Raw genomic sequence first — 19,923 nt, forward strand, 5'->3', positions numbered from 1 at the left:
GGCCAGCGTTCACTGAAGATCAAATGTGGGAGCGAGCCTGCTCGCGAAGGGGCCCTCCCAGACATAAAAAAACCCGCCGATGATCACTCATCGGCGGGTTTCTTTTTACTGGCCAGCGCTTAGATCGCGCCGCGTTTACGCAACAGTTCCAGCACCTGCTTGACGCCCTCTTCCAGCGACACGGACTGGGTGTCGATCACCAGATCGGCATCCAGCGGCACGTCGTACGGGAAGGATTCGCCCGGGATGTTATCCCCGGCTGCCGCGTACAAACCTTGCGGGTCACGCTCGGCACAGACCGTCGGCGAAGCCTGGACGTAGACCGTCAGCAGACGCTCCTTGCCGATCAGCTCCCGAGCCTGCTCACGCCCTTCGGCACTCGGCGCAACGAACGCCGCCAGGGTCAGCAAACCGGCTTCGTTGAACTGACGCGCCACGTGCGCGGCACGACGCCAGTTCTCGGTACGCCCGGCGCGATCCTGTGGCAGACCTTTGTTCAGGTCGTGACGCAGGTTCTGGCCATCGAGCACAAACACTGCACGGCCCAGGTCGAACAACTTGCGCTCAACGGCGTAGGCAAGGGTGCTTTTGCCCGCGCCCGACAAGCCGCTGAACAACACGGTGGCCGGTTGCTGGCCGAAGCGCTGAGCGCGTTCTTCGGTGGCAACGTGAGCCAGTTTGCCGTGGTGCGTGCTGGTGCCATGCGCCACCGGTTGCGCGACGATCATGCCGGCGCCGACGGTGCCGTTGGTCAGGCGATCGATGATGATGAACGCGCCGGTGGTGCGGTTGCTGTCGTAACCGTCGAGGGCAATCGGCGCATCGAGCGCGATCTTGACCTTGCCGATTTCGTTCAGCTGCAACGCGCTGGCCGGGCCTTCTTCCAGGGTGTTCACGTCGACCTTGTTGACGATGCTGGCGATGGAGCCCGGCACGTAACTGGTGGCGCGCTTGATGTCGTATTTCTTGCCCGGCAGCATCGGCTCTTCAGCCATCCACACCAGCATCGCTTCGAAACTGTCGGTGACGGGCGGGACGTTGTCGGCATGGACCAGCAGGTCGCCACGGGAGATGTCGATTTCGTCTTCCATGGTCAGCGTTACTGCCTGACCCGGACCGGCATGTTCCAGTTCACCTTCAAAGGTGACGATGGATTTCACGCGGCTACTCTTGCCCGACGGCAGCACCACGACTTCGTCGCCCTTCTTGACGATGCCGCTGGCCAGGGTGCCGGCGAAACCACGGAAGTTCAGGTTCGGACGGTTGACGTATTGCACCGGGAAACGCAGGTCGGTGAAGTTGCGGTCTCCCGCCACTTCCACGGTCTCCAGAATTTCCATCAGCGACTGGCCGGTGTACCACGGCGAACGCTCGGACTTGTTCACCACGTTGTCACCCTTGAGGGCTGACATCGGCACGAAGTGCATGCTGGTCGGCTTCATCTTCAAGCCTTCGGCGAACTTCAGGTAGTCGGCCTTGATCGACTCGAACACGCCTTGGTCGAAGTCCTTGAGGTCCATCTTGTTGATGGCGACGACGATGTGCTTGATGCCCAGCAAGGAGGCGATGAAGCTGTGGCGACGGGTCTGGGTCTGCACGCCGTAACGGGCGTCGACCAGGATGATCGCCAGGTCACAGGTGGACGCACCGGTGGCCATGTTGCGGGTGTACTGCTCATGGCCGGGAGTGTCGGCGATGATGAATTTGCGCTTGGCGGTGGAGAAATAGCGGTAGGCGACATCGATGGTGATGCCTTGCTCACGCTCGGCCTGCAGGCCGTCGACCAGCAATGCCAGGTCGATGTCTTCGCCGGTGGTGCCGACTTTTTTCGAGTCGCGGGTGATCGCTTCCAGGTGATCTTCGTAGATCATCTTGGAGTCGTGCAGCAGACGCCCGATCAGGGTGCTCTTGCCGTCGTCGACGTTACCGCAGGTCAAAAAGCGCAGCAGCTCTTTACGTTCGTGCTGGCCCAGGTAGGCGAGGATGTCCTCGCTGATCAAATCAGATTGATGCGACATGACAGCCCCTTAGAAATAACCTTGACGTTTTTTGTCTTCCATCGAGCCTGCGCCATCGTGGTCGATGACACGGCCCTGGCGCTCGGAAGTTCGCGTCAGGAGCATTTCCTGAATGATGTCCGTGAGGCTTTCGGCCTCGGACTCCACCGCGCCCGTCAACGGGTAGCAGCCAAGGGTACGGAAACGCACTTTCTTTTTGACGATGCGGGCTTTGTCTTCATCGCTCAGGTGTTCGAGGATGCGCTCGTCGTCGATCATGATCAGCGTGCCGTTCTTCTCGATGACATCGCGTTCGGCGGCAAAATACAGCGGCACGATCGGGATGCCTTCAAGGTAGATGTACTGCCAGATGTCCAGCTCGGTCCAGTTCGACAGCGGGAAGACGCGGATAGACTCGCCCTTGTTGACCTTGCCGTTGTAGACGTTCCACAGCTCGGGACGCTGGTTTTTCGGGTCCCAGCGGTGCTTGCTGTCGCGGAACGAGTACACGCGCTCCTTGGCGCGGGACTTCTCTTCATCGCGACGGGCACCGCCGAAGGCCGCGTCGAAACCATGCTTGTCCAATGCCTGTTTCAGGCCTTCGGTCTTCATGATGTCGGTGTGCTTGGCACTGCCGTGGGTGAACGGGTTGATGCCCTGCGCAACGCCTTCCGGGTTGACGTGGGTGATCAGGTCCAGGCCCAGCTCGGCGACCATCTTGTCGCGGAAGCTGTACATCTCCTGGAATTTCCACTGGGTGTCGACGTGCATCACCGGAAACGGCAGCTTGCCGGGGAAGAATGCCTTGCGTGCCAGGTGCAGCATCACGGCGGAGTCTTTACCGATGGAGTACAGCATCACCGGGTTGTCGAACTCGGCGGCCACCTCGCGGATGATGTGGATGCTTTCCGCCTCCAGCTGTTTCAGATGCGTCAGTTTGTCGACCATGGCTACTCACGAAATCTTTCTTATGAACGGCCAGCGGGCCGTGTTCGAGCGGGGAATCCTAGCACAGCGACCGCTTCTAATCAGGGCACCGACTAGATCGAAAGGGTATATGAATATGCCTGCCCGTTTGGCCGCCCTGCCCCTGTGGGAGCGAGCCTGCTCGCGAAGACGGCGTGTCAGACACATCAATGGTGAATGTGATGCAGCCTTCGCGAGCCGGCTCGCTCCCACAGGGGATAGGGGGTGGATTCAAATCGGATTCGGGCAATCGATGAAGATGTGCTCAAGGGCAAACCGCCGCGCCAGGTAATCGCCCAGCGCCTGCACGCCATAGCGCTCGGTGGCATGGTGGCCGGCGGCGATGAAGCTGATGTCGTTTTCCCGGGCGCTGTGGAAGGTTTGTTCGGAGGCTTCGCCGCTGAGGTACAAATCGACACCCGCCAGGATCGCCTGATCGATGTAGCCCTGGCCGCCACCGGTGCACCAACCGACTCGGCGAATCATCGCGCTGCCTTCGACCAGCAATGGCTCGCGGCCCATGACCTCTTGCACGCGACGGGCGAAGTCCCGGGGCGTCATCGGGTCGTTCAACGAGCCGACCAGGCCGACGATTTTCAGATTGTCAGGATCGAGCGGGCCTTCGACAGTGATGTCGAGCTGACGCGCCAGTTGCACGTTGTTGCCGACATCCGGGTGCAGATCCAGCGGCAAGTGATAGGACAACAGGCTGATGTCGTGCTTGAGCAAGGTCTTCAGGCGACGTTGCTTCATGCCGGTGATGCACGGATTTTCGCCCTTCCAGAAGTAGCCGTGATGCACCAGCACCAGATCGGCGCTGGCTTCAACCGCGGCATCGAGCAAGGCCTGGCTGGCCGTGACGCCACTGACAATGCGCATCACTTGCGGCCGGCCTTCGACCTGCAGGCCGTTGGGGCAATAATCGGCAATCCTGGCGCTGTTCAGGTAACGGTCGGCTTCTTCGACGAGTGTGCTCAGGGCGACGGCCATAAAAGACTCCTAAATATCCCGTTCAGAGGCGCGCGCGGCCTCGTATAATGCGCGACATTATGGGCGGTCTCTAACCGCCTGCAACCTTTCAGGACGTGCTTAATGCTCAAGGCGCTGCGTTTTTCCGGCTGGCCGTTGTTGGCCGGCGTGCTTGTCGCTCTGTTAATCATCCAGCGTTACCCGCAGTGGGTCGGGCTTCCTAGCCTAGACGTCAACCTGCAACAAGCCCCGCAAACCACCAGCATGCAGCAGGGCCCGGTGTCCTATTCCGACGCAGTGACCACCGCCGCGCCGTCGGTGGTGAACCTGTACACCACCAAAGTCATCAACAAACCCAACCATCCACTGTTTGAAGATCCGCAGTTCCGCCGCTTCTTCGGTGACAACTCACCCAAGCAGAAACGCATGGAATCGAGCCTGGGCTCCGGCGTGATCATGAGCCCGGAAGGCTACATTCTGACCAACAACCACGTGACCAGCGGTGCCGACCAGATCGTGGTGGCCCTCAAGGACGGCCGTGAAACCCTGGCCCGGGTGATTGGCAGCGACCCGGAAACCGACCTCGCGGTGTTGAAGATCGACTTGAAGAATCTTCCTGCGATCACTGTCGGCCGCTCCGACAATATCCGCATCGGCGACGTGACGCTGGCCATCGGCAACCCCTTCGGCGTCGGCCAGACCGTGACCATGGGCATCATCAGCGCCACCGGGCGCAATCAGCTGGGCTTGAACAACTACGAAGACTTCATTCAGACCGACGCTGCCATCAACCCCGGCAACTCCGGCGGCGCGCTGGTGGACGCCAACGGCAACCTGACCGGCATCAACACCGCGATTTTCTCCAAGTCCGGCGGCTCCCAGGGCATCGGTTTCGCGATTCCGGTCAAACTGGCGATGGAGGTGATGAAGTCGATCATCGAACACGGACAGGTGATTCGCGGCTGGTTGGGCATTGAAGTGCAGCCATTGTCCCAGGAACTGGCGGAATCCTTTGGTCTGTCGGGACGTCCGGGTATCGTCGTCGCCGGGATTTTCCGCGACGGCCCGGCACAGAAGGCCGGTCTGCAATTGGGCGATGTGATCCTCTCCATCGATGGCGAACCGGCCGGCGATGGTCGCCGTTCGATGAACCAGGTCGCACGGATCAAGCCGACCGATAAGGTCACGGTGCTGGTGATGCGCAACGGCAAGGAACTCAAGCTCACGGCAGAAATCGGCCTGCGCCCACCACCCGCGCCGGTCAAGGAAAAAGAAGAGAACTGAACCTGGCCCGAGAATCTCGGGCTATTGGAAGACATTCTCATTAGACATGTTATATTGTTTCAATTACTGCAATTGGAACAACATAACATGTCGTCTCGAACAAAGGCTTCCCTCGTCGGATTCGCCTTCGGCCTGCTGGGAAATCCGCTCCTGGCCGAAGAGTCCCGAACCCTCGAACTGGACGCCATCAGCGTCACTTCCGATTACGAATCCCCCACCGGGCCGGTCCATGGCTATCGCGCCACCCGCTCTTCCAGCGCGACAAAGACCGACACGGCCATCCGCGACATCCCGCAATCGATCAGCGTGATCCCTGCCAGCGTGCTCAAGGATCTGGGCAGCACCAGCGTCGAACGCGCACTGGATTTTGCGGGTGGCGTTTCGAAGCAGAACAATTTTGGCGGCCTGACGCTTTACGAATACAGCGTGCGCGGCTTCACCACGTCGGAGTTTTACAAGGACGGCTTCAGCGCCAACCGCGGCTATCCGAGCACGCCGGACGTGGCCAACATCGAACGCATCGAGGTCCTCAAAGGGCCGGCGGCCAGCCTCTATGGGCGGGGCGATCCTGGTGGCACGGTGAACATTGTCACCAAGAAGCCACAGGCCGACGCCTTCGCTACGCTGCAAACCAGCGCCGGCAGTTGGGATCGCTACCGAACCGCGCTGGACGTCAACACGCCGTTGGACGAAAACGGCAATGTGTTGTCACGGGTCAATCTGGCCGTCGAGGACAACCACAGCTTCCGCGATCACGTCGACAGCCAGCGAGTGTTCGTGGCGCCCTCTTTCAGTTGGCAACTGAATCCCGATACCAGCCTGTTGGTGGAAAGCGAATTCGTCCGGCACAGCTCCACCTTCGACCGTGGCATCGTCGCGCCGAACAACACGTGGAGCGGCGTTTCCCGTTCGACCTTCCTCGGCGAGCCCAACGACGGTGACATCGACAACCACAACAATCTGCTACAGGCCGCGCTTGAACATCAGCTCAACGACACCTGGAAGCTGCGCCTGGCCAGTCATTACAAGGAGGGGAAACTCTGGGGGTTCGCCTCCGAGTCGCGCCCGCTGAATGCTGACGGCCACACCGTCAACCGTCGCTACCGCGAGCGTGACAACAACTGGCACGACAGCATCACCCAGCTCGAACTGCGCGGCCTGTTCGACCTCGGTGACTGGCAGCACGAACTGCTGATCGGCAGTGAGTATGAGAACTATCGCAAGAACGAGCGGGTCACGACCATCGCTGGCAGCCCCTATGCCATCGACATCTACAACCCGATCTACGGCCAGCCGAAACCCAACGGCACACGTTCCGGCACGGACTTCTTCGAACACGTCGAAAGCCGAGCGCTGAACCTGCAGGATCAGATCATCTTCACCGACAAGCTGCGGGGCATGCTTGGCGCGCGCTTCGAACAGTTCGAGCAGCGCATCGACGACCACTCCCGCAGCGCCACCAGCCGCCAGCGTCACGATGCCCTGACCCAACGGGCCGGCCTGCTCTATCAGCTGACACCTGAAGTGGGCCTGTTCGCCAATGCTTCCACTTCGTTCAAACCCAATAACGGTCTGGACGCCGCCGGCAAATCCTTCGACCCGGAAGAAGGTGTGGGCTATGAAATCGGCATCAAGAGCGAGCTGTTCGACCAGCGCTTGAGCAGCACCCTCGCCGCTTTCCATATCGAGAAGGAAAACGTTCTTGCCCTTGATCCAGGCACTGACACCAGCCGCGCCATGGGCAAGGCGCGCAGCCGCGGTTTCGATTGGCAAGTCGCCGGGCAAGTCACCGATGCGGTACGGGTGATCGGCGCCTTCGCCTACATCGACGCTGAAGTCACCCAGGGCGACAAAGTCATTCCCACGGGCAGCCGAATTCTCGGCGTGGCCAAGCGCAGCGGCAGCCTGTTGGGCGTTTACGAATTTCAGGACGGCCACTTGCGCGGTTCGGACGTCGGCGCAGCCTTCACTTATGTCGGCGACCGCTCGGGCGAAGCCGGTAGCGACTTCGAGCTGCCGGCCTACCACACCGTCGACCTGCTCGCCCATTACAAGGCCAGCGAAAACGTCACGGTGGGGCTGAACCTGAACAATGTTTTCGACGAGAAATACTTCGAGCGCTCGTACAGCAACTACTGGGTCAACCCCGGTGAGCCGCGCAATTTCACCGTCAGCCTGACACTCACTCTGTAAAAGGACGTCCCCATGCACCCTCTCAAACCCCTGGCGCTACTCGGCTTGCTGTTCGCCACTCAGGTCTCGGCCCATGGTCTTTGGACCGAACAACGCCGCGGTAACATCGAAGTGATCTACGGCCATGGCGCCGAGGACAATGCGTTCAAGGCCCAGAAAATCAGCGGCGCCTGGGCCTACGACGGCAATGGAAAAATGATTCCGGTCACGGTGCAGCGCCTGGCCGATCACGCACGCCTGCAACCGCTGAAACCACCCGCCGTCATCGCGGTGGCGCTGAACAACGGCATGTGGTCGCAAACCGCTGACAAAAAATGGATCAACGAGGGACGCAGCAAAGTGCCCGGCGCCATCGAATCCACGGAAACATTCAAGTACAGCCTGGCGATCTATCAGCCGGGGGCAAAGCTGCCGAAACTTGATCAGATCAAGTTGCTGATCCAGCCGGAGGTCGATCCGCTGACCGTTGGACCGGGCAACTCGCTGCCGGTCCGGGTGCTACTGGATGGCAAACCGGCGGCAGGCGTGAAGCTGGTTGGCGACTATCGGAACGCGCCGAACACCCTGACCACCGAAACCGACAAGGACGGTCGGGCGCAGGTGCTGGTACGTAATGAAGGGTTGAATGTGATTTCGGCGCAGGTCGAAGTGCCGGTGAAGGACAGCGCAGATGTGAATAGCCGAGGGTTGTTCAGTTCGCTGACGTTCCTGGGCGAGCCGCATCACGAGTAAAAGCCATTACAAAAAAACTGTGGGAGCGAGCCTGCTCGCGAAAGCGGTTTAACCGTCAACGATGATGTTGAAGGTTATGGCCTCTTCGCGAGCAGGCTCGCTCCCACAGGTCCTGTACTGGATTAAAGCTCGCCCAGGCCGTCGATCAGCGCCTGATTCTGCTCCGGCGTACCAATCGAGATCCGCAGGAACTGGGCAATCCGCTGCTGCTTGAAGTGCCGCACGATCACGCCCTGCTCGCGCAGCTTCGCCGCCAGTCCCGCTGCATCATGCTGCGGGTGCCGGGCAAAAATGAAGTTCGCCGCCGACGGCAGCACTTCAAAGCCCTTGGCCTGTAATTGCGCGACCACCCATTCACGGTGCTCGATCACCAGGCGACAGGTCTTGTCGAAATACTCACGGTCCTCGAAAGCCGCTGCCGCGCCGACATTCGCCATGCGATCCAAAGGATAGGAGTTGAAGCTGTTCTTGATCCGCTCCAGCGCCTCGATCAGGTCCGGATGCCCCACCGCCAGGCCGACACGCAGACCGGCCAGCGAACGGGACTTGGACAAGGTCTGTGTCACCAGCAGGTTTGGATAACGGTCGACCAGACTGATCGCCGTTTCCCCGCCGAAGTCGATGTAAGCCTCGTCCACCACGACCACCGAGTCCGGGCTGGCCTTGAGGATCTGTTCGACAGCGTCCAGCGCCAGGAGGCAACCGGTCGGTGCGTTCGGGTTGGGGAAGATGATCCCGCCGTTCGGTTTGGCGTAGTCCGCCGGGTTGATCTGGAATTGCTCATCCAGCGGCACCGCGTCGAACTGGATACCGTACAAACCGCAGTAAACCGGATAGAAGCTGTAGCTGATGTCCGGGAACAACAGCGGCTGATCGTGCTGCAGCAAGCCGTGGAAGATGTGCGCCAGCACTTCGTCGGAACCGTTGCCGAGGAACACCTGATTGGTCTGCACGCCGTAGTACCTGGCAACTGCGTTTTTCAGCACGTCACTGTTCGGGTCCGGGTACAGACGCAGGTTGTCATTCAGTTCGGTTTGCATCGCCGCCAACGCTTTCGGCGATGGACCGTACGGGTTTTCGTTGGTGTTGAGCTTCACCAGTTTCGCCAGTTTCGGCTGCTCGCCCGGTACGTAAGGCACCAGATTCTTGACGAACGGGCTCCAGAATTTACTCATGCTCAGTTCCCCTGCTTGTCGTCAATGATGCGGTACTCGGCGCTACGCGCATGAGCACTCAGCGATTCGCCACGGGCCAGCACCGAGGCGGTCTTGCCCAGCTCGGAAGCACCGGATTCGGAGCAGAAGATGATCGACGAACGCTTTTGGAAATCGTACACACCCAGCGGCGACGAGAACCGCGCCGTACCGGAAGTCGGCAATACGTGGTTGGGACCTGCGCAGTAGTCGCCCAGGGCTTCGGAGGTGTGGCGGCCCATGAAGATCGCGCCGGCGTGGCGGATCTGCGGCAACCAGGCCTGCGGATCGGCAACCGACAACTCAAGGTGCTCTGGCGCAATGCGGTTGGCCACTTCCATGGCCTGTTCCATGTCACGCACCTGAATCAGCGCACCACGGCCATTGATCGAGGTTTCGATGATCGCGGCGCGCTCCATGGTCGGCAGCAGTTTGGCAATGCTGGCGGCGACCTGGTCGAGGAATGCGGCATCCGGGCTGACCAGAATCGCCTGGGCGTCTTCGTCGTGTTCGGCCTGGGAGAACAGGTCCATGGCGATCCAGTCCGGATCGGTCTTGCCGTCGCATACCACGAGGATCTCCGACGGGCCTGCAATCATGTCGATACCGACCTGGCCAAACACATGACGCTTGGCGGTGGCGACATAGATATTGCCCGGCCCCACCACCTTGTCGACCTTCGGCACGCTTTCGGTACCGTAGGCCAATGCGGCGACCGCTTGCGCGCCACCGATGGTGAACACGCGGTCCACACCGGCGATGCAGGCAGCGGCCAGCACCAGTTCGTTGATTTCACCGCGCGGGGTCGGCACCACCATGACCACTTCGGTCACTCCGGCAACCTTGGCCGGAATCGCGTTCATCAGTACCGACGACGGGTACGACGCCTTGCCGCCCGGAACGTACAAGCCGGCGCGGTCCAGCGGCGTGACCTTCTGGCCCAGCACGGTGCCGTCGGCTTCGGTGTAGCTCCAGGAGTCCTGTTTCTGCTTTTCGTGATAGCTGCGCACGCGGGCCGCGGCTTTCTCCAGGGCCTCGCGCTGCTCCACGGTAATGCGCGTAAGCGCCAGTTCCAGGCGTTCGCGCGGCAGAATCAGGTCGGCCATGGTTTTCACGTCCAGGCCATCGAACTGGCGGGTGAAATCCACCAGCGCCGCATCGCCACGCTCGCGCACGGCTTTGATGATGTCCAGCACGCGCTGATTGACCGAGTCGTCAGACACACTTTCCCAGCTCAGCAGATGATCCAGATGATGTGCGAAATCCGGGTCAGCAGCATTGAGTCGGCGAATTGCAGTCGGTGCGGTCATAGCGAGAGCCTCATAGAATTGGCAAAAACTCAGGCGCCCTAACTTAGCAGTCGTTTCCGCTTGGGCACCTGAGAATTCTGGCTATGTGGCGGATAGACGGGCACGCCTTGCGGGCGCGCAGGTGAATCAGCCGCGGTGTCGAGACTCCACTGCTTTGCGCAGGGTGTCGATCAACGCCTGGATACGGGCGTGCTGCATTTTCATCGAAGCTTTATTGACGATCAGCCGGGAGCTGATGGCGGCAATGAAATCCTGTGGCTCCAGGCCGTTGGCCCGCAGCGTGTTGCCGGTGTCGACGACGTCGATGATCTTGTCGGCCAGACCGATCAGCGGTGCCAGTTCCATCGAGCCGTACAGCTTGATGATGTCGACCTGACGACCCTGTTCGGCGTAGTAGCGCTTGGCAACGTTGACGAACTTGGTGGCGATACGCAGGCGGCCCTTGGGTTCGATTGCGCCGACCTTGCCGGCGGTCATCAGTTTGCACTGGGCAATCTGCAGATCCAGCGGCTCGTACAGACCCTGGCCACCGTATTCCATCAGCACGTCTTTACCGGCGACGCCCAGGTCGGCGGCACCATGCTCGACATACGTCGGCACGTCGGTGGCACGCACGATCAGCAGGCGTACATCTTCCTGGGTCGTGGGGATGATCAGCTTGCGGCTCTTGTCCGGATTCTCGGTCGGCACAATGCCCGCTTCAGCCAGAAGCGGCAGGGTGTCGTCAAGGATGCGGCCCTTGGACAGTGCGATGGTCAACATGGGAAACGTCAGTCCTTATCAGGCTACTGATGCCCGGTCGCAAATGGCGCCGGACACACATCGAGGCTGTTGCCAGCTTCGACTTGAAACAAAACCGGCGGGCACATCCGTATGCCCATGAAACAGAAACTAGCCCGGAACGCGACGGATCTTGGCGCCCAGCATCTGCAGTTTCTCTTCGATGCACTCGTAACCACGGTCGATGTGGTAGATGCGGTCGATCAGGGTGTCGCCTTCGGCGATGAGCGCCGAGATCACCAGGCTGGCCGAGGCACGCAGGTCGGTGGCCATGACTGGCGCGCCCTTGAGCTTTTCGGTGCCGGTGACGATGGCGGTGTTGCCTTCGACCTGGATCTTGGCGCCCATGCGGTGCAGTTCGTAAACGTGCATGAAGCGGTTTTCGAAGATCGTCTCGATCACAGCGCCGGTGCCTTCGGCAATGGCGTTGAGGGAGATGAACTGCGCCTGCATGTCGGTCGGGAACGCCGGGTACGGAGCGGTTCGCACGTTGACGGCTTTAGGCCGCTTGCCGTGCATGTTCAGTTCGATCCAGTCGTCACCGCAGGTGATTTCTGCGCCCGACTCACGAAGTTTTTCCAGAACGGCTTCGAGGATGGTCGGATCGGTGTCCTTGACCTTCACACGACCGCCGGTCACGGCAGCGGCAACCAGGTAGGTGCCGGTTTCGATACGGTCAGGCATCACTTTGTAAGTGGTGGTGTGCAGACGCTCGACGCCATCGATGGTGATGGTGTCGGTGCCCGCGCCGGAAACCTTGGCGCCCATGGCGTTCAGGAAGTTCGCCAGGTCGACCACTTCAGGTTCGCGCGCGGCGTTTGCCAGTACGCTGCGACCCTTGGCCAGCGCAGCAGCCATCATGATGTTTTCGGTACCGGTCACACTGACGGTGTCGAAGAAGAAGTGCGCACCGCGCAGGCCGCCTTCAGGGGCCTTGGCCTTGATGTAGCCGCCTTCGACGTCGATGATCGCGCCCATGGCTTCCAGGCCGCGGATGTGCAGGTCAACCGGACGCGAACCGATGGCGCAACCGCCAGGCAACGCCACTTCGGCTTCACCGAAACGGGCAACCATCGGGCCCAGTACCAGGATCGACGCACGCATGGTTTTAACCAGTTCGTACGGAGCGATCAGGGTCTTGATGGTGCGTGGGTCGATTTCGACGGCCAGTTTCTCGTCGATCACCGGCTCGATCCCCATGCGACCGAACAGTTCGATCATGGTGGTGATGTCGTGCAGGTGCGGCAGGTTGGCAACGGTCACCGGACCATCGCACAGCAGCGTGGCAGCCAGGATCGGCAGGGCAGAGTTCTTTGCCCCGGAGATGCGGATTTCGCCGTCAAGACGAGCACCGCCAGTAATAATCAATTTATCCATAAGAATCTCGACGCCCTTGGGCTCAGGTGCGCTCGGCCCAGGCCGCGCTGCTGAAAAATTTCATAGTGACCGCATGGATGCTGCCATCGGTGATCCATGGGTTCAAATGGGCATAGATCTGCTGCTGACGCTTGACCGGGCTCAACGCCGCCAGTTCATCGCTAATCACGTTCAGCTGGAAATTGCAGCCTTCGCCTTCAACTTCCACCTTTGTATTAGGCAGCTTTCCTTCAAGGAAGCTCTTCACTTCTACGGCCTGCATGCTCAACCTCAATCGGCGCCCTGTGCGCGCGGGTCGGACATCATACAAAAAAGCCCCTCGCCTGCGAACCCCGCGAAGCAGGACTCTGACGGGGGGCTTCTTTATCGATGCGGGTTAGGAATGCGCCAACAGCTCGGTCAGTTCACTGACCTGAGCGATTTCGCGCATGTCTTCTGGCATCGCGCGGATGCTCAGCGACTTGCCGGTCGCCTGAGCATCGCGCATGAAACACAGCAACAAGGATAGACCGACGCTGCTGGACTTGGTCACCGCTGAACAATCGACCACCAGTGCCGCGGCCTTGCTCGCCTTGATCAACGCCTGCCCCTGCTCTCGCAAGCCTGGACCGGTGCGGTAATCCAGCACGCCGCTGAGCCGAAGCTCGCCGGCTTCGTCCATCAGGACTGCCGACTCACTCATTGGGTTTGTTTCTCGGTGGATTGTTCAGCGGTTTCCTTGGCCTTGGCGACTTCCCCGGCCCATCCGTTGATGGTCTTGTCCAAGTCATTGCCATTGCGCTGCATCGCATCGGCGAACTGATCGCGGAACAGCTTGCCGATGTTGATGCCGTTGATGATGACGTTACGCAGCTTCCACTCGCCACCGACCTTTTCAAGGGTGTAGGACACCGGATAGACCGCGCCATTGCTGCCTTTGACGGTCATGCCGACGCTGGTGCGCTCGCCCGACTCGTCCTTGGCAGGATCAACGGTGATGCCCTGGTTGTTGTATTCGAGCAAGGCATTGCCATAGAACTGAAACAGACCCTTTTTGAAGTTTTCTTCAAAGGTCTTCATTTGCTCAGGCGTGGCCTTGCGCGAGTATTTGACGGTCATGATGCTCTTGGAAATACCCTCGGCATCCACGACAGGCCCGACAATGCTGTTGAGCGCCGCATAAAAATCCTGCGGATCCTGCTTGTACTTTTCCCTGTTGGCTGCCAGATCGGCCAGCAAACGGTTGGTGGTGTCCTGTACCAGTTCGTGCGCGGAAGGCGCCGCCACGGCGTTAGCCATCAACGGCAAGGCCGCGAGTAATACCAACAGGCCACGTCGCAAGGTAGAGATCATTTAAACATTCCTCATTTGGCGTCTTTGCTAACGGTATTGAGAAGGAACTTGCCGATCAGGTCCTCGAGTACCAGCGACGACTGGGTATCGTGGATGGTCCCGCCATCCTTGAGCAGGGCTTCTTCCCCGCCCACGCTGATACCAATGTACTTCTCGCCCAGCAGGCCAGCGGTCAGGATAGATGCAGTGGAGTCGGCAGGCAGGTTATCTACGCGCTTTTCCAGTTGCATGGTCACTCGACCGGTGAAGCTGTCGCGGTCCAGATCGATTGCCGTGACCTTGCCGATGGTCACACCGGCCATGGTCACTTTAGCTCTGACAGTCAAACCGGCGATATTGTCGAAATACGCATAAAGTTTATAGGTTTCGGTGCTCGGGCTCGGGGACAGGCCGCTGACCCGCAGCGCCAGCAACAGCAAAGCCAGGATGCCAGCCAGCAAGAAAAGGCCGACACCGATTTCCAGGGTGCGGTTTTGCATCAGAAATCTCCAAACATCAAGGCGGTCAAAATAAAGTCCAGGCCGAGGATTGCCAGAGAGGCATACACCACGGTCTTGGTAGTGGCACGACTGATCCCCTCGGAAGTGGGTTCGCAGTCATAGCCTTGGAATACGGCAATCCAGGTCACGACGAAGGCAAACACCATGCTTTTGATGATGCCGTTGAGCACATCGTCAGCAAAGGTCACGCTGTTTTGCATGTTCGACCAGTAGGAGCCTTCATAAACGCCCAGCCAGTCGACGGCCACCCATGAACCGCCCCAGATGCCCACCACGCTGAAAATCATCGCCAGCACCGGCAGGGAAATGAAGCCGGCCCACAGGCGTGGGGCAATGATGTACTTGAGCGGGTCGACCCCGATCATTTCCAGGCTGGATAATTGTTCGGTGGACTTCATGTTGCCGATCTCGGCGGTCAGCGCCGAACCGGCACGCCCGGCAAACAGCAAGGCCGTCACCACCGGACCCAATTCGCGCAACAGGGTCAGCGCAACCATCTGCCCTACCGCCTGCTCCGAACCGTAGCTGGACAGGATATTGAAGCCCTGCAGCGCCAGCACCATACCGATGAAAATCCCGGAGACCACGATGATCACCAGCGACATCACGCCGACGGAATGAAGCTGCTTGACCAGCAGGCCGAAACCACCGCCGATGCCGCCACGGCCGAGCAATGCGTGAAACAGGAACAGGGTCGAGCGACCGAACACCGCAACGGTGTCGATTCCGGCCAGACCGAACCGACGTACGCGTTCTATTAATGAAATTCTGCGCATCAGCGGCGCTTCCCCAGGAGATCTGCGCGGTAATCCGGCGCTGGAAAGTGGTACGGAACCGGGCCATCGGGTTCGCCAGTCATGAACTGACGGATGCGCGGGTCGTCCGATTTCATCAGTTCATCAGGCGTGCCCTGCCCCAACACCTGCCCATCGCCCACCACATAGATGTAATCGGCAATGCTCGCGGTCTCGGCCAGGTCGTGGGAAACCACGATACTGGTGATCCCCAGCGCATCGTTGAGCAGGCGGATCAGGCGCACCAGCACCCCCATGGCGATAGGGTCCTGGCCGACGAAGGGCTCGTCATACATGAGAATCTGCGGATCAAGCGCAATCGCCCGCGCCAGCGCGACACGACGCTTCATGCCGCCGGACAGTTCGTCGGGCATCAGCTCGATGGCGCCACGCAAGCCAACGGCCTGCAATTTGAGCAGGACGATATCGCGGATCATCTCTTCCGGCAGCTGGGTATGAACGCGCAGCGGAAAGGCCACGTTCTCGAACACATCGAGATCGGTAAACAGCGCACCACTCTGAAACAGCACGCCCATGTGCTTGCGGGCATCGAACAGATCGCTGCGCGAGAGCTTCGGCAGGTTCTGACCGTTGACCCAGACTTCGCCCTTGGTAGGTCGCAACTGCGCGCCCATCAACCGCAACAGCGTAGTCTTGCCACACCCGGAAGGCCCCATGATGCCGGTGACCTTGCCGCGGGGAATACGGATATCGACGTTATTGAAAATGCTGCGCGCACCGCGCTTGAAGGTCAGTCCCTTCAGCTCGACCGCGTAGGCGTTATCGGCACTCATCTAAACTCCTTGCGATGCAGCCTCTCACTCGGACGCCTGGCTTCCTGACGAAAGCACATACTCCCGGGCGGGCCGAACTGGCGGCGAACTATATCACTGCAAGCGCCATGCGCCCAAGGTCATTGCCGGACCAAGTTCAGCAATATGACCAGCCAAAAGCTTCATTTAGAGGGATTAAGTAACAAGGAATGACAATGCGCGACGAACTTGCGTGAGGGTTTTGATCATAACCGCTATAATCGCCGCCTTTTCATCAGGCTAAACGATTTCCGACATGAGCCAATCCAGCGACCTGATTCAATCCGCCCAACGTACCATCCGCCTCGAAGTGGAAGCCGTACAAGGCTTGCTGCCGCACATCGACGCAGATTTCGTACGCGCTTGCGAAATGATTCTGGCCAGCAAAGGCCGCGTAGTCGTGGTCGGCATGGGCAAGTCCGGGCATATCGGCAGCAAGATCGCTGCAACCCTGGCCAGCACCGGCACCACGGCATTTTTCGTCCACCCGGCGGAAGCCAGCCACGGTGACATGGGCATGATCACCCGCGACGACATCATCCTCGCGCTGTCGAACTCCGGCTCCACCAATGAAATCATCACCCTGCTGCCACTGATAAAGCGCTTGGGCATCCAGCTGATCAGCGTGACAGGCAATCCCGATTCGCCGTTGGCCAAGGCCGCCGAGGTCAACCTCAATGTGCATGTCGAACATGAGGCCTGCCCGCTGAACCTGGCGCCCACCTCTTCGACCACCGCCGCGCTGGTCATGGGCGATGCCCTGGCCGTGGCCCTGCTGGAAGCCCGTGGGTTTACTGCCGAAGACTTCGCCTTTTCCCATCCCGGCGGTGCATTGGGCCGACGCCTGCTGCTGAAAGTGGAAAATGTCATGCACGCCGGGCAAGAGCTGCCACAGGTCCAGCGCGGCACCCTGCTCAAGGATGCGCTGATGGAAATGACCCGCAAGGGACTGGGCATGACCGTAATCCTTGAAGCCGACGGCAAATTGGCCGGGATCTTCACTGACGGTGATTTGCGCCGCACCCTGGATCGCACAATCGATATCCACAGCGTCACCATCGATCAGGTCATGACCGCCCACGGCAAGACCGCCCGCGCCGAAATGCTCGCCGCCGAGGCCCTGAAAATCATGGAAGACCATAAAATCAACGCGCTGGTGGTGGTCGATGGCGAAGACCGCCCGGTCGGTGCCTTGAACATGCACGACTTGCTGCGTGCGGGAGTAATGTAATGAGCACGGACCTGCTGAAGCGCGGCCAACAGATCAAACTGGCGGTATTCGATGTCGACGGCGTTCTCACCGACGGACGCCTGTACTTCCTCGAAGACGGCAGCGAATTCAAGACGTTCAACACCCTCGACGGCCAGGGCATCAAGATGCTGATGGCCGCCGGCGTGCAGACTGCCATCATCAGCGGCCGCAAGACCCCGGTGGTCGAGCGGCGAGCGAAGAACCTCGGCATTCCACACCTGTACCAGGGACGCGAAGACAAACTGGTGGTGCTTGACGAGCTTCTTGGCCAACTCAACCTAAGCTATGAACAGGTTGCCTACCTTGGTGACGACCTGCCTGATCTGCCGGTGATTCGTCGCGTAGGCTTGGGAATGGCAGTCGCCAATGCCGCCAGTTTCGTGCGCGAACACGCCCACGGCATCACCCAGGCCCGCGGCGGCGAAGGTGCCGCCCGCGAATTCTGCGAATTGATCCTGCGCGCCCAGGGCCGCCTCGATGCGGCCAATGCCGCGTACCTGTGAGCCAGACATGCTGAGCAAAAAGATTCGCAACATCCTGGTATTCGGTTGCATCGCGGCGATTTTCGCCGCGGTCGGCTACTGGAACATCAGCCCGGAACGTTTCCTCGACAAGCCTGTTGTGCAAGTCGACAACAGCGCAATCGACTATTACGCCATCAACGCCCACAGCGTGCAGTTCCTGCCGGACGGCAAACTGCAATACGAAATGACGTCGGACAAGGTCGAACACCTCAAAGCCACCGAAGTGACCTTGCTGACCAATCCCGACCTGAACATGTTCCGCGGCACCGAGTTCCCGTGGCACGTCCAGAGCGAAAAGGGTGAAGTCAATCCCGACGGCACACAGGTCGAGCTGATCGATTCGGTACGTATCACGCGTTTCGACGAGAAAAACCGCAGGACCCTGATCACCACCACTCGCATGACAGTGTTCCCGCAGAAGCAATATGCGCAGACCGAGCAACCCGTTAGAATCGACGGCGCTGGCGGCGTATCGACAGGCAACGGAATGAAAGCGTACTTGAAAGAAAGCAGGATACACCTGCTCTCGAACGTAAGAGGACAGTATGAGGCTCGTTAAAACCCTCCCTATTTTGCTCAGTCTGAGCGCAGCACTGGGAAGCGTGAGCGCCTGGGCCCTGCCGGATGATCAACAGCAGCCTATCCGCATTCAGGCCGACGACGCCCAGCTGGACGACAAGAACGGTATCGCCACCTACACGGGCGATGTGATCATCACCCAAGGCTCGATGAAGGTCACCGGCAACAAAGTGACCATGACCCGTGCACCTAACGGTGATATCGATGTGGTGACGTCCGTGGGCAACCTCGCCTACTTCGAACAAGTGCAAACCGCGGGCGATGCCAAGCCGGTTCAAGGCTGGGGCGTGACCATCCAGTATCACGCAACGCAAAACCGCGTCGTGCTGATCGATCGCGCCAAAGTCGTCGACAAGGACAACAACGTCACCCAGGGCGAAAAAATCGTCTACGACACCGTTAAAAAGCTGGCCAGCGCCGGTCGCGCCACAGGCAGCAAAGTCACCGAAGCGCGCCCACGCATCGACATGGTGATCCAGCCGAAAAAGAAAACCGACGAGCAAAAGGCCCAGTAATGGCAACTCTGAAAGCTCAGCACCTGGCCAAGAGCTACAAGAGCCGCCAGGTCGTGCGTGACGTCAGCCTGTCCATCGACAGCGGTCAGATCGTCGGCCTGCTTGGCCCCAACGGCGCCGGCAAGACCACCTGCTTCTACATGATCGTTGGCCTGGTACGGGCCGATCAGGGCCGCGTCCTGATCGACGACCTGGACGTCAGCCACCAGCCAATGCACGGTCGTGCGAAGGCCGGTATCGGTTATCTGCCGCAAGAAGCGTCGATCTTCCGCAAACTGTCGGTGGCCGACAACATCATGGCCATCCTCGAGACCCGCAAGGAACTCGACAAGGCCGATCGTCGCCAGGAGCTGGAAAGCCTGCTGCAGGAGTTCCACATCAGCCACATCCGCGACAACCTCGGCATGAGCCTGTCCGGTGGCGAACGCCGCCGCGTGGAAATCGCCCGCGCACTGGCCACCAACCCGAAATTCATCCTGCTCGACGAACCCTTCGCCGGCGTGGACCCGATTTCGGTGGGCGACATCAAACAGATCATCCACCACCTCAAGGCCAAGGGCATTGGCGTACTGATCACTGACCACAACGTCCGTGAAACCCTGGATATCTGCGAAACAGCCTACATCGTCAACGATGGCCAACTGATCGCCGAAGGCGACTCCGACACCATCCTGGCCAACGACCTGGTCAAGGAAGTGTACCTGGGCCATGAGTTCCGCCTGTAAGCACTGAAGTGCTGGCTAGTCGACCGAGCGCTTGTCTCGATAAAAATCAATACTTTTTTATTGTTACAGCGCTCTAGGCAAACACCGCA

At 59.9% G+C, this 19,923-nt stretch carries 21 protein-coding genes; 8 read left to right on the forward strand and 13 right to left on the reverse strand.

The annotated features are described in order from the left end of the window. Nucleotides 1-119 precede the first annotated feature (119 nt). The 3 genes from cysN to ACW9HW_RS09530 all read right to left on the reverse strand — a co-directional run bounded on the left by cysN (nt 120) and on the right by ACW9HW_RS09530 (nt 3,953). On the reverse strand, nt 120-2,018 hold the full coding sequence (cysN, locus tag ACW9HW_RS09520; RefSeq protein WP_095193888.1) for a sulfate adenylyltransferase subunit CysN: 1,899 nt from the start codon (nt 2,016-2,018) through the stop codon (nt 120-122). Between the two features lie 9 nt (nt 2,019-2,027). Beyond that, complete coding sequence (gene cysD, locus ACW9HW_RS09525; RefSeq protein ID WP_095193889.1) at nt 2,028-2,945, reverse strand: sulfate adenylyltransferase subunit CysD; 918 nt, start codon at nt 2,943-2,945, stop codon at nt 2,028-2,030. A 249-nt stretch (nt 2,946-3,194) separates the two neighbouring features. Continuing rightward, nucleotides 3,195-3,953 carry a Nif3-like dinuclear metal center hexameric protein gene (locus tag ACW9HW_RS09530; RefSeq protein ID WP_095193891.1) on the reverse strand — a complete coding sequence of 253 codons (759 nt, stop codon included), beginning with the start codon at nt 3,951-3,953 and terminating at the stop codon, nt 3,195-3,197. 102 nt (nt 3,954-4,055) lie between these two features. On the opposite strand from ACW9HW_RS09530, the gene algW reads away from it, so the two are divergent. From algW to ACW9HW_RS09545, 3 genes are all read left to right on the forward strand, one after another. Continuing rightward, nucleotides 4,056-5,216, forward strand: a complete 1,161-nt coding sequence (gene algW / locus ACW9HW_RS09535) for a Do family serine endopeptidase AlgW (RefSeq protein ID WP_095193892.1) — start codon at nt 4,056-4,058, stop codon at nt 5,214-5,216. Between the two features lie 87 nt (nt 5,217-5,303). Beyond that, nucleotides 5,304-7,409: a TonB-dependent siderophore receptor gene (locus tag ACW9HW_RS09540; protein ID WP_457399620.1), complete on the forward strand. Its 2,106-nt coding sequence runs from the start codon at nt 5,304-5,306 to the stop codon at nt 7,407-7,409. 12 nt (nt 7,410-7,421) lie between these two features. Next, nucleotides 7,422-8,141, forward strand: a complete 720-nt coding sequence (locus tag ACW9HW_RS09545; RefSeq protein WP_457399622.1) for a DUF4198 domain-containing protein — start codon at nt 7,422-7,424, stop codon at nt 8,139-8,141. A 122-nt stretch (nt 8,142-8,263) separates the two neighbouring features. Here ACW9HW_RS09545 and hisC read toward each other — a convergent pair whose 3' ends face one another. The 10 genes from hisC to ACW9HW_RS09595 all read right to left on the reverse strand — a co-directional run bounded on the left by hisC (nt 8,264) and on the right by ACW9HW_RS09595 (nt 16,221). Beyond that, complete coding sequence (hisC, locus tag ACW9HW_RS09550; protein ID WP_095193895.1) at nt 8,264-9,316, reverse strand: histidinol-phosphate transaminase; 1,053 nt, start codon at nt 9,314-9,316, stop codon at nt 8,264-8,266. A gap of 2 nt (nt 9,317-9,318) precedes the next feature. Further along, nucleotides 9,319-10,644 (reverse strand): histidinol dehydrogenase, encoded by a 1,326-nt coding sequence (gene hisD / locus ACW9HW_RS09555; protein ID WP_095193896.1) that lies wholly within the window; start codon nt 10,642-10,644, stop codon nt 9,319-9,321. A gap of 126 nt (nt 10,645-10,770) precedes the next feature. After that, the gene (gene hisG / locus ACW9HW_RS09560) at nt 10,771-11,406 is read right to left on the reverse strand and encodes an ATP phosphoribosyltransferase (protein WP_095193897.1); all 636 of its coding nucleotides are present in this window, start codon (nt 11,404-11,406) and stop codon (nt 10,771-10,773) included. A gap of 129 nt (nt 11,407-11,535) precedes the next feature. Beyond that, nucleotides 11,536-12,801 carry a UDP-N-acetylglucosamine 1-carboxyvinyltransferase gene (gene murA / locus ACW9HW_RS09565; RefSeq protein WP_095193898.1) on the reverse strand — a complete coding sequence of 422 codons (1,266 nt, stop codon included), beginning with the start codon at nt 12,799-12,801 and terminating at the stop codon, nt 11,536-11,538. Nucleotides 12,802-12,823: 22 nt separating this feature from the next. Continuing rightward, nucleotides 12,824-13,063, reverse strand: a complete 240-nt coding sequence (locus tag ACW9HW_RS09570; RefSeq protein ID WP_095193899.1) for a BolA family protein — start codon at nt 13,061-13,063, stop codon at nt 12,824-12,826. Between the two features lie 114 nt (nt 13,064-13,177). Then, nucleotides 13,178-13,483 (reverse strand): STAS domain-containing protein, encoded by a 306-nt coding sequence (locus ACW9HW_RS09575; RefSeq protein ID WP_457399625.1) that lies wholly within the window; start codon nt 13,481-13,483, stop codon nt 13,178-13,180. Then, entirely contained in the window at nt 13,480-14,133 is a 654-nt protein-coding gene (locus ACW9HW_RS09580) for an MlaC/ttg2D family ABC transporter substrate-binding protein (protein ID WP_095193901.1), read from the reverse strand. The genes ACW9HW_RS09575 and ACW9HW_RS09580 overlap by 4 nt, the downstream gene beginning before the upstream one ends. Before the next feature lie 11 nt (nt 14,134-14,144). Continuing rightward, on the reverse strand, nt 14,145-14,612 hold the full coding sequence (mlaD, locus tag ACW9HW_RS09585) for an outer membrane lipid asymmetry maintenance protein MlaD (RefSeq protein ID WP_008054374.1): 468 nt from the start codon (nt 14,610-14,612) through the stop codon (nt 14,145-14,147). Then, nucleotides 14,612-15,409, reverse strand: a complete 798-nt coding sequence (mlaE, locus tag ACW9HW_RS09590) for a lipid asymmetry maintenance ABC transporter permease subunit MlaE (RefSeq protein ID WP_095193902.1) — start codon at nt 15,407-15,409, stop codon at nt 14,612-14,614. The genes mlaD and mlaE overlap by 1 nt, the downstream gene beginning before the upstream one ends. After that, nucleotides 15,409-16,221, reverse strand: a complete 813-nt coding sequence (locus ACW9HW_RS09595; protein WP_095193903.1) for an ATP-binding cassette domain-containing protein — start codon at nt 16,219-16,221, stop codon at nt 15,409-15,411. The genes mlaE and ACW9HW_RS09595 overlap by 1 nt, the downstream gene beginning before the upstream one ends. Nucleotides 16,222-16,495: 274 nt before the next feature. On the opposite strand from ACW9HW_RS09595, the gene ACW9HW_RS09600 reads away from it, so the two are divergent. Genes ACW9HW_RS09600 through lptB form a run of 5 tightly spaced genes read left to right on the forward strand, consistent with a single transcriptional unit; the run spans nt 16,496 to nt 19,834 of the window. Beyond that, nucleotides 16,496-17,470 carry a KpsF/GutQ family sugar-phosphate isomerase gene (locus tag ACW9HW_RS09600; RefSeq protein WP_095193904.1) on the forward strand — a complete coding sequence of 325 codons (975 nt, stop codon included), beginning with the start codon at nt 16,496-16,498 and terminating at the stop codon, nt 17,468-17,470. Beyond that, nucleotides 17,470-17,994, forward strand: a complete 525-nt coding sequence (locus ACW9HW_RS09605) for a KdsC family phosphatase (protein ID WP_095193905.1) — start codon at nt 17,470-17,472, stop codon at nt 17,992-17,994. Before ACW9HW_RS09600 ends, ACW9HW_RS09605 begins: the two co-directional genes overlap by 1 nt. Before the next feature lie 7 nt (nt 17,995-18,001). Next, nucleotides 18,002-18,574, forward strand: coding sequence for an LPS export ABC transporter periplasmic protein LptC (gene lptC, locus ACW9HW_RS09610; RefSeq protein ID WP_095193906.1), 573 nt, complete (start codon nt 18,002-18,004; stop codon nt 18,572-18,574). Beyond that, entirely contained in the window at nt 18,561-19,109 is a 549-nt protein-coding gene (gene lptA, locus ACW9HW_RS09615; RefSeq protein ID WP_095193907.1) for a lipopolysaccharide transport periplasmic protein LptA, read from the forward strand. Before lptC ends, lptA begins: the two co-directional genes overlap by 14 nt. Continuing rightward, complete coding sequence (lptB, locus tag ACW9HW_RS09620) at nt 19,109-19,834, forward strand: LPS export ABC transporter ATP-binding protein (protein WP_095193908.1); 726 nt, start codon at nt 19,109-19,111, stop codon at nt 19,832-19,834. Before lptA ends, lptB begins: the two co-directional genes overlap by 1 nt. Nucleotides 19,835-19,923 lie beyond the last annotated feature (89 nt).

This window comes from Pseudomonas sp. SDO5532_S415 (assembly GCF_054071155.1).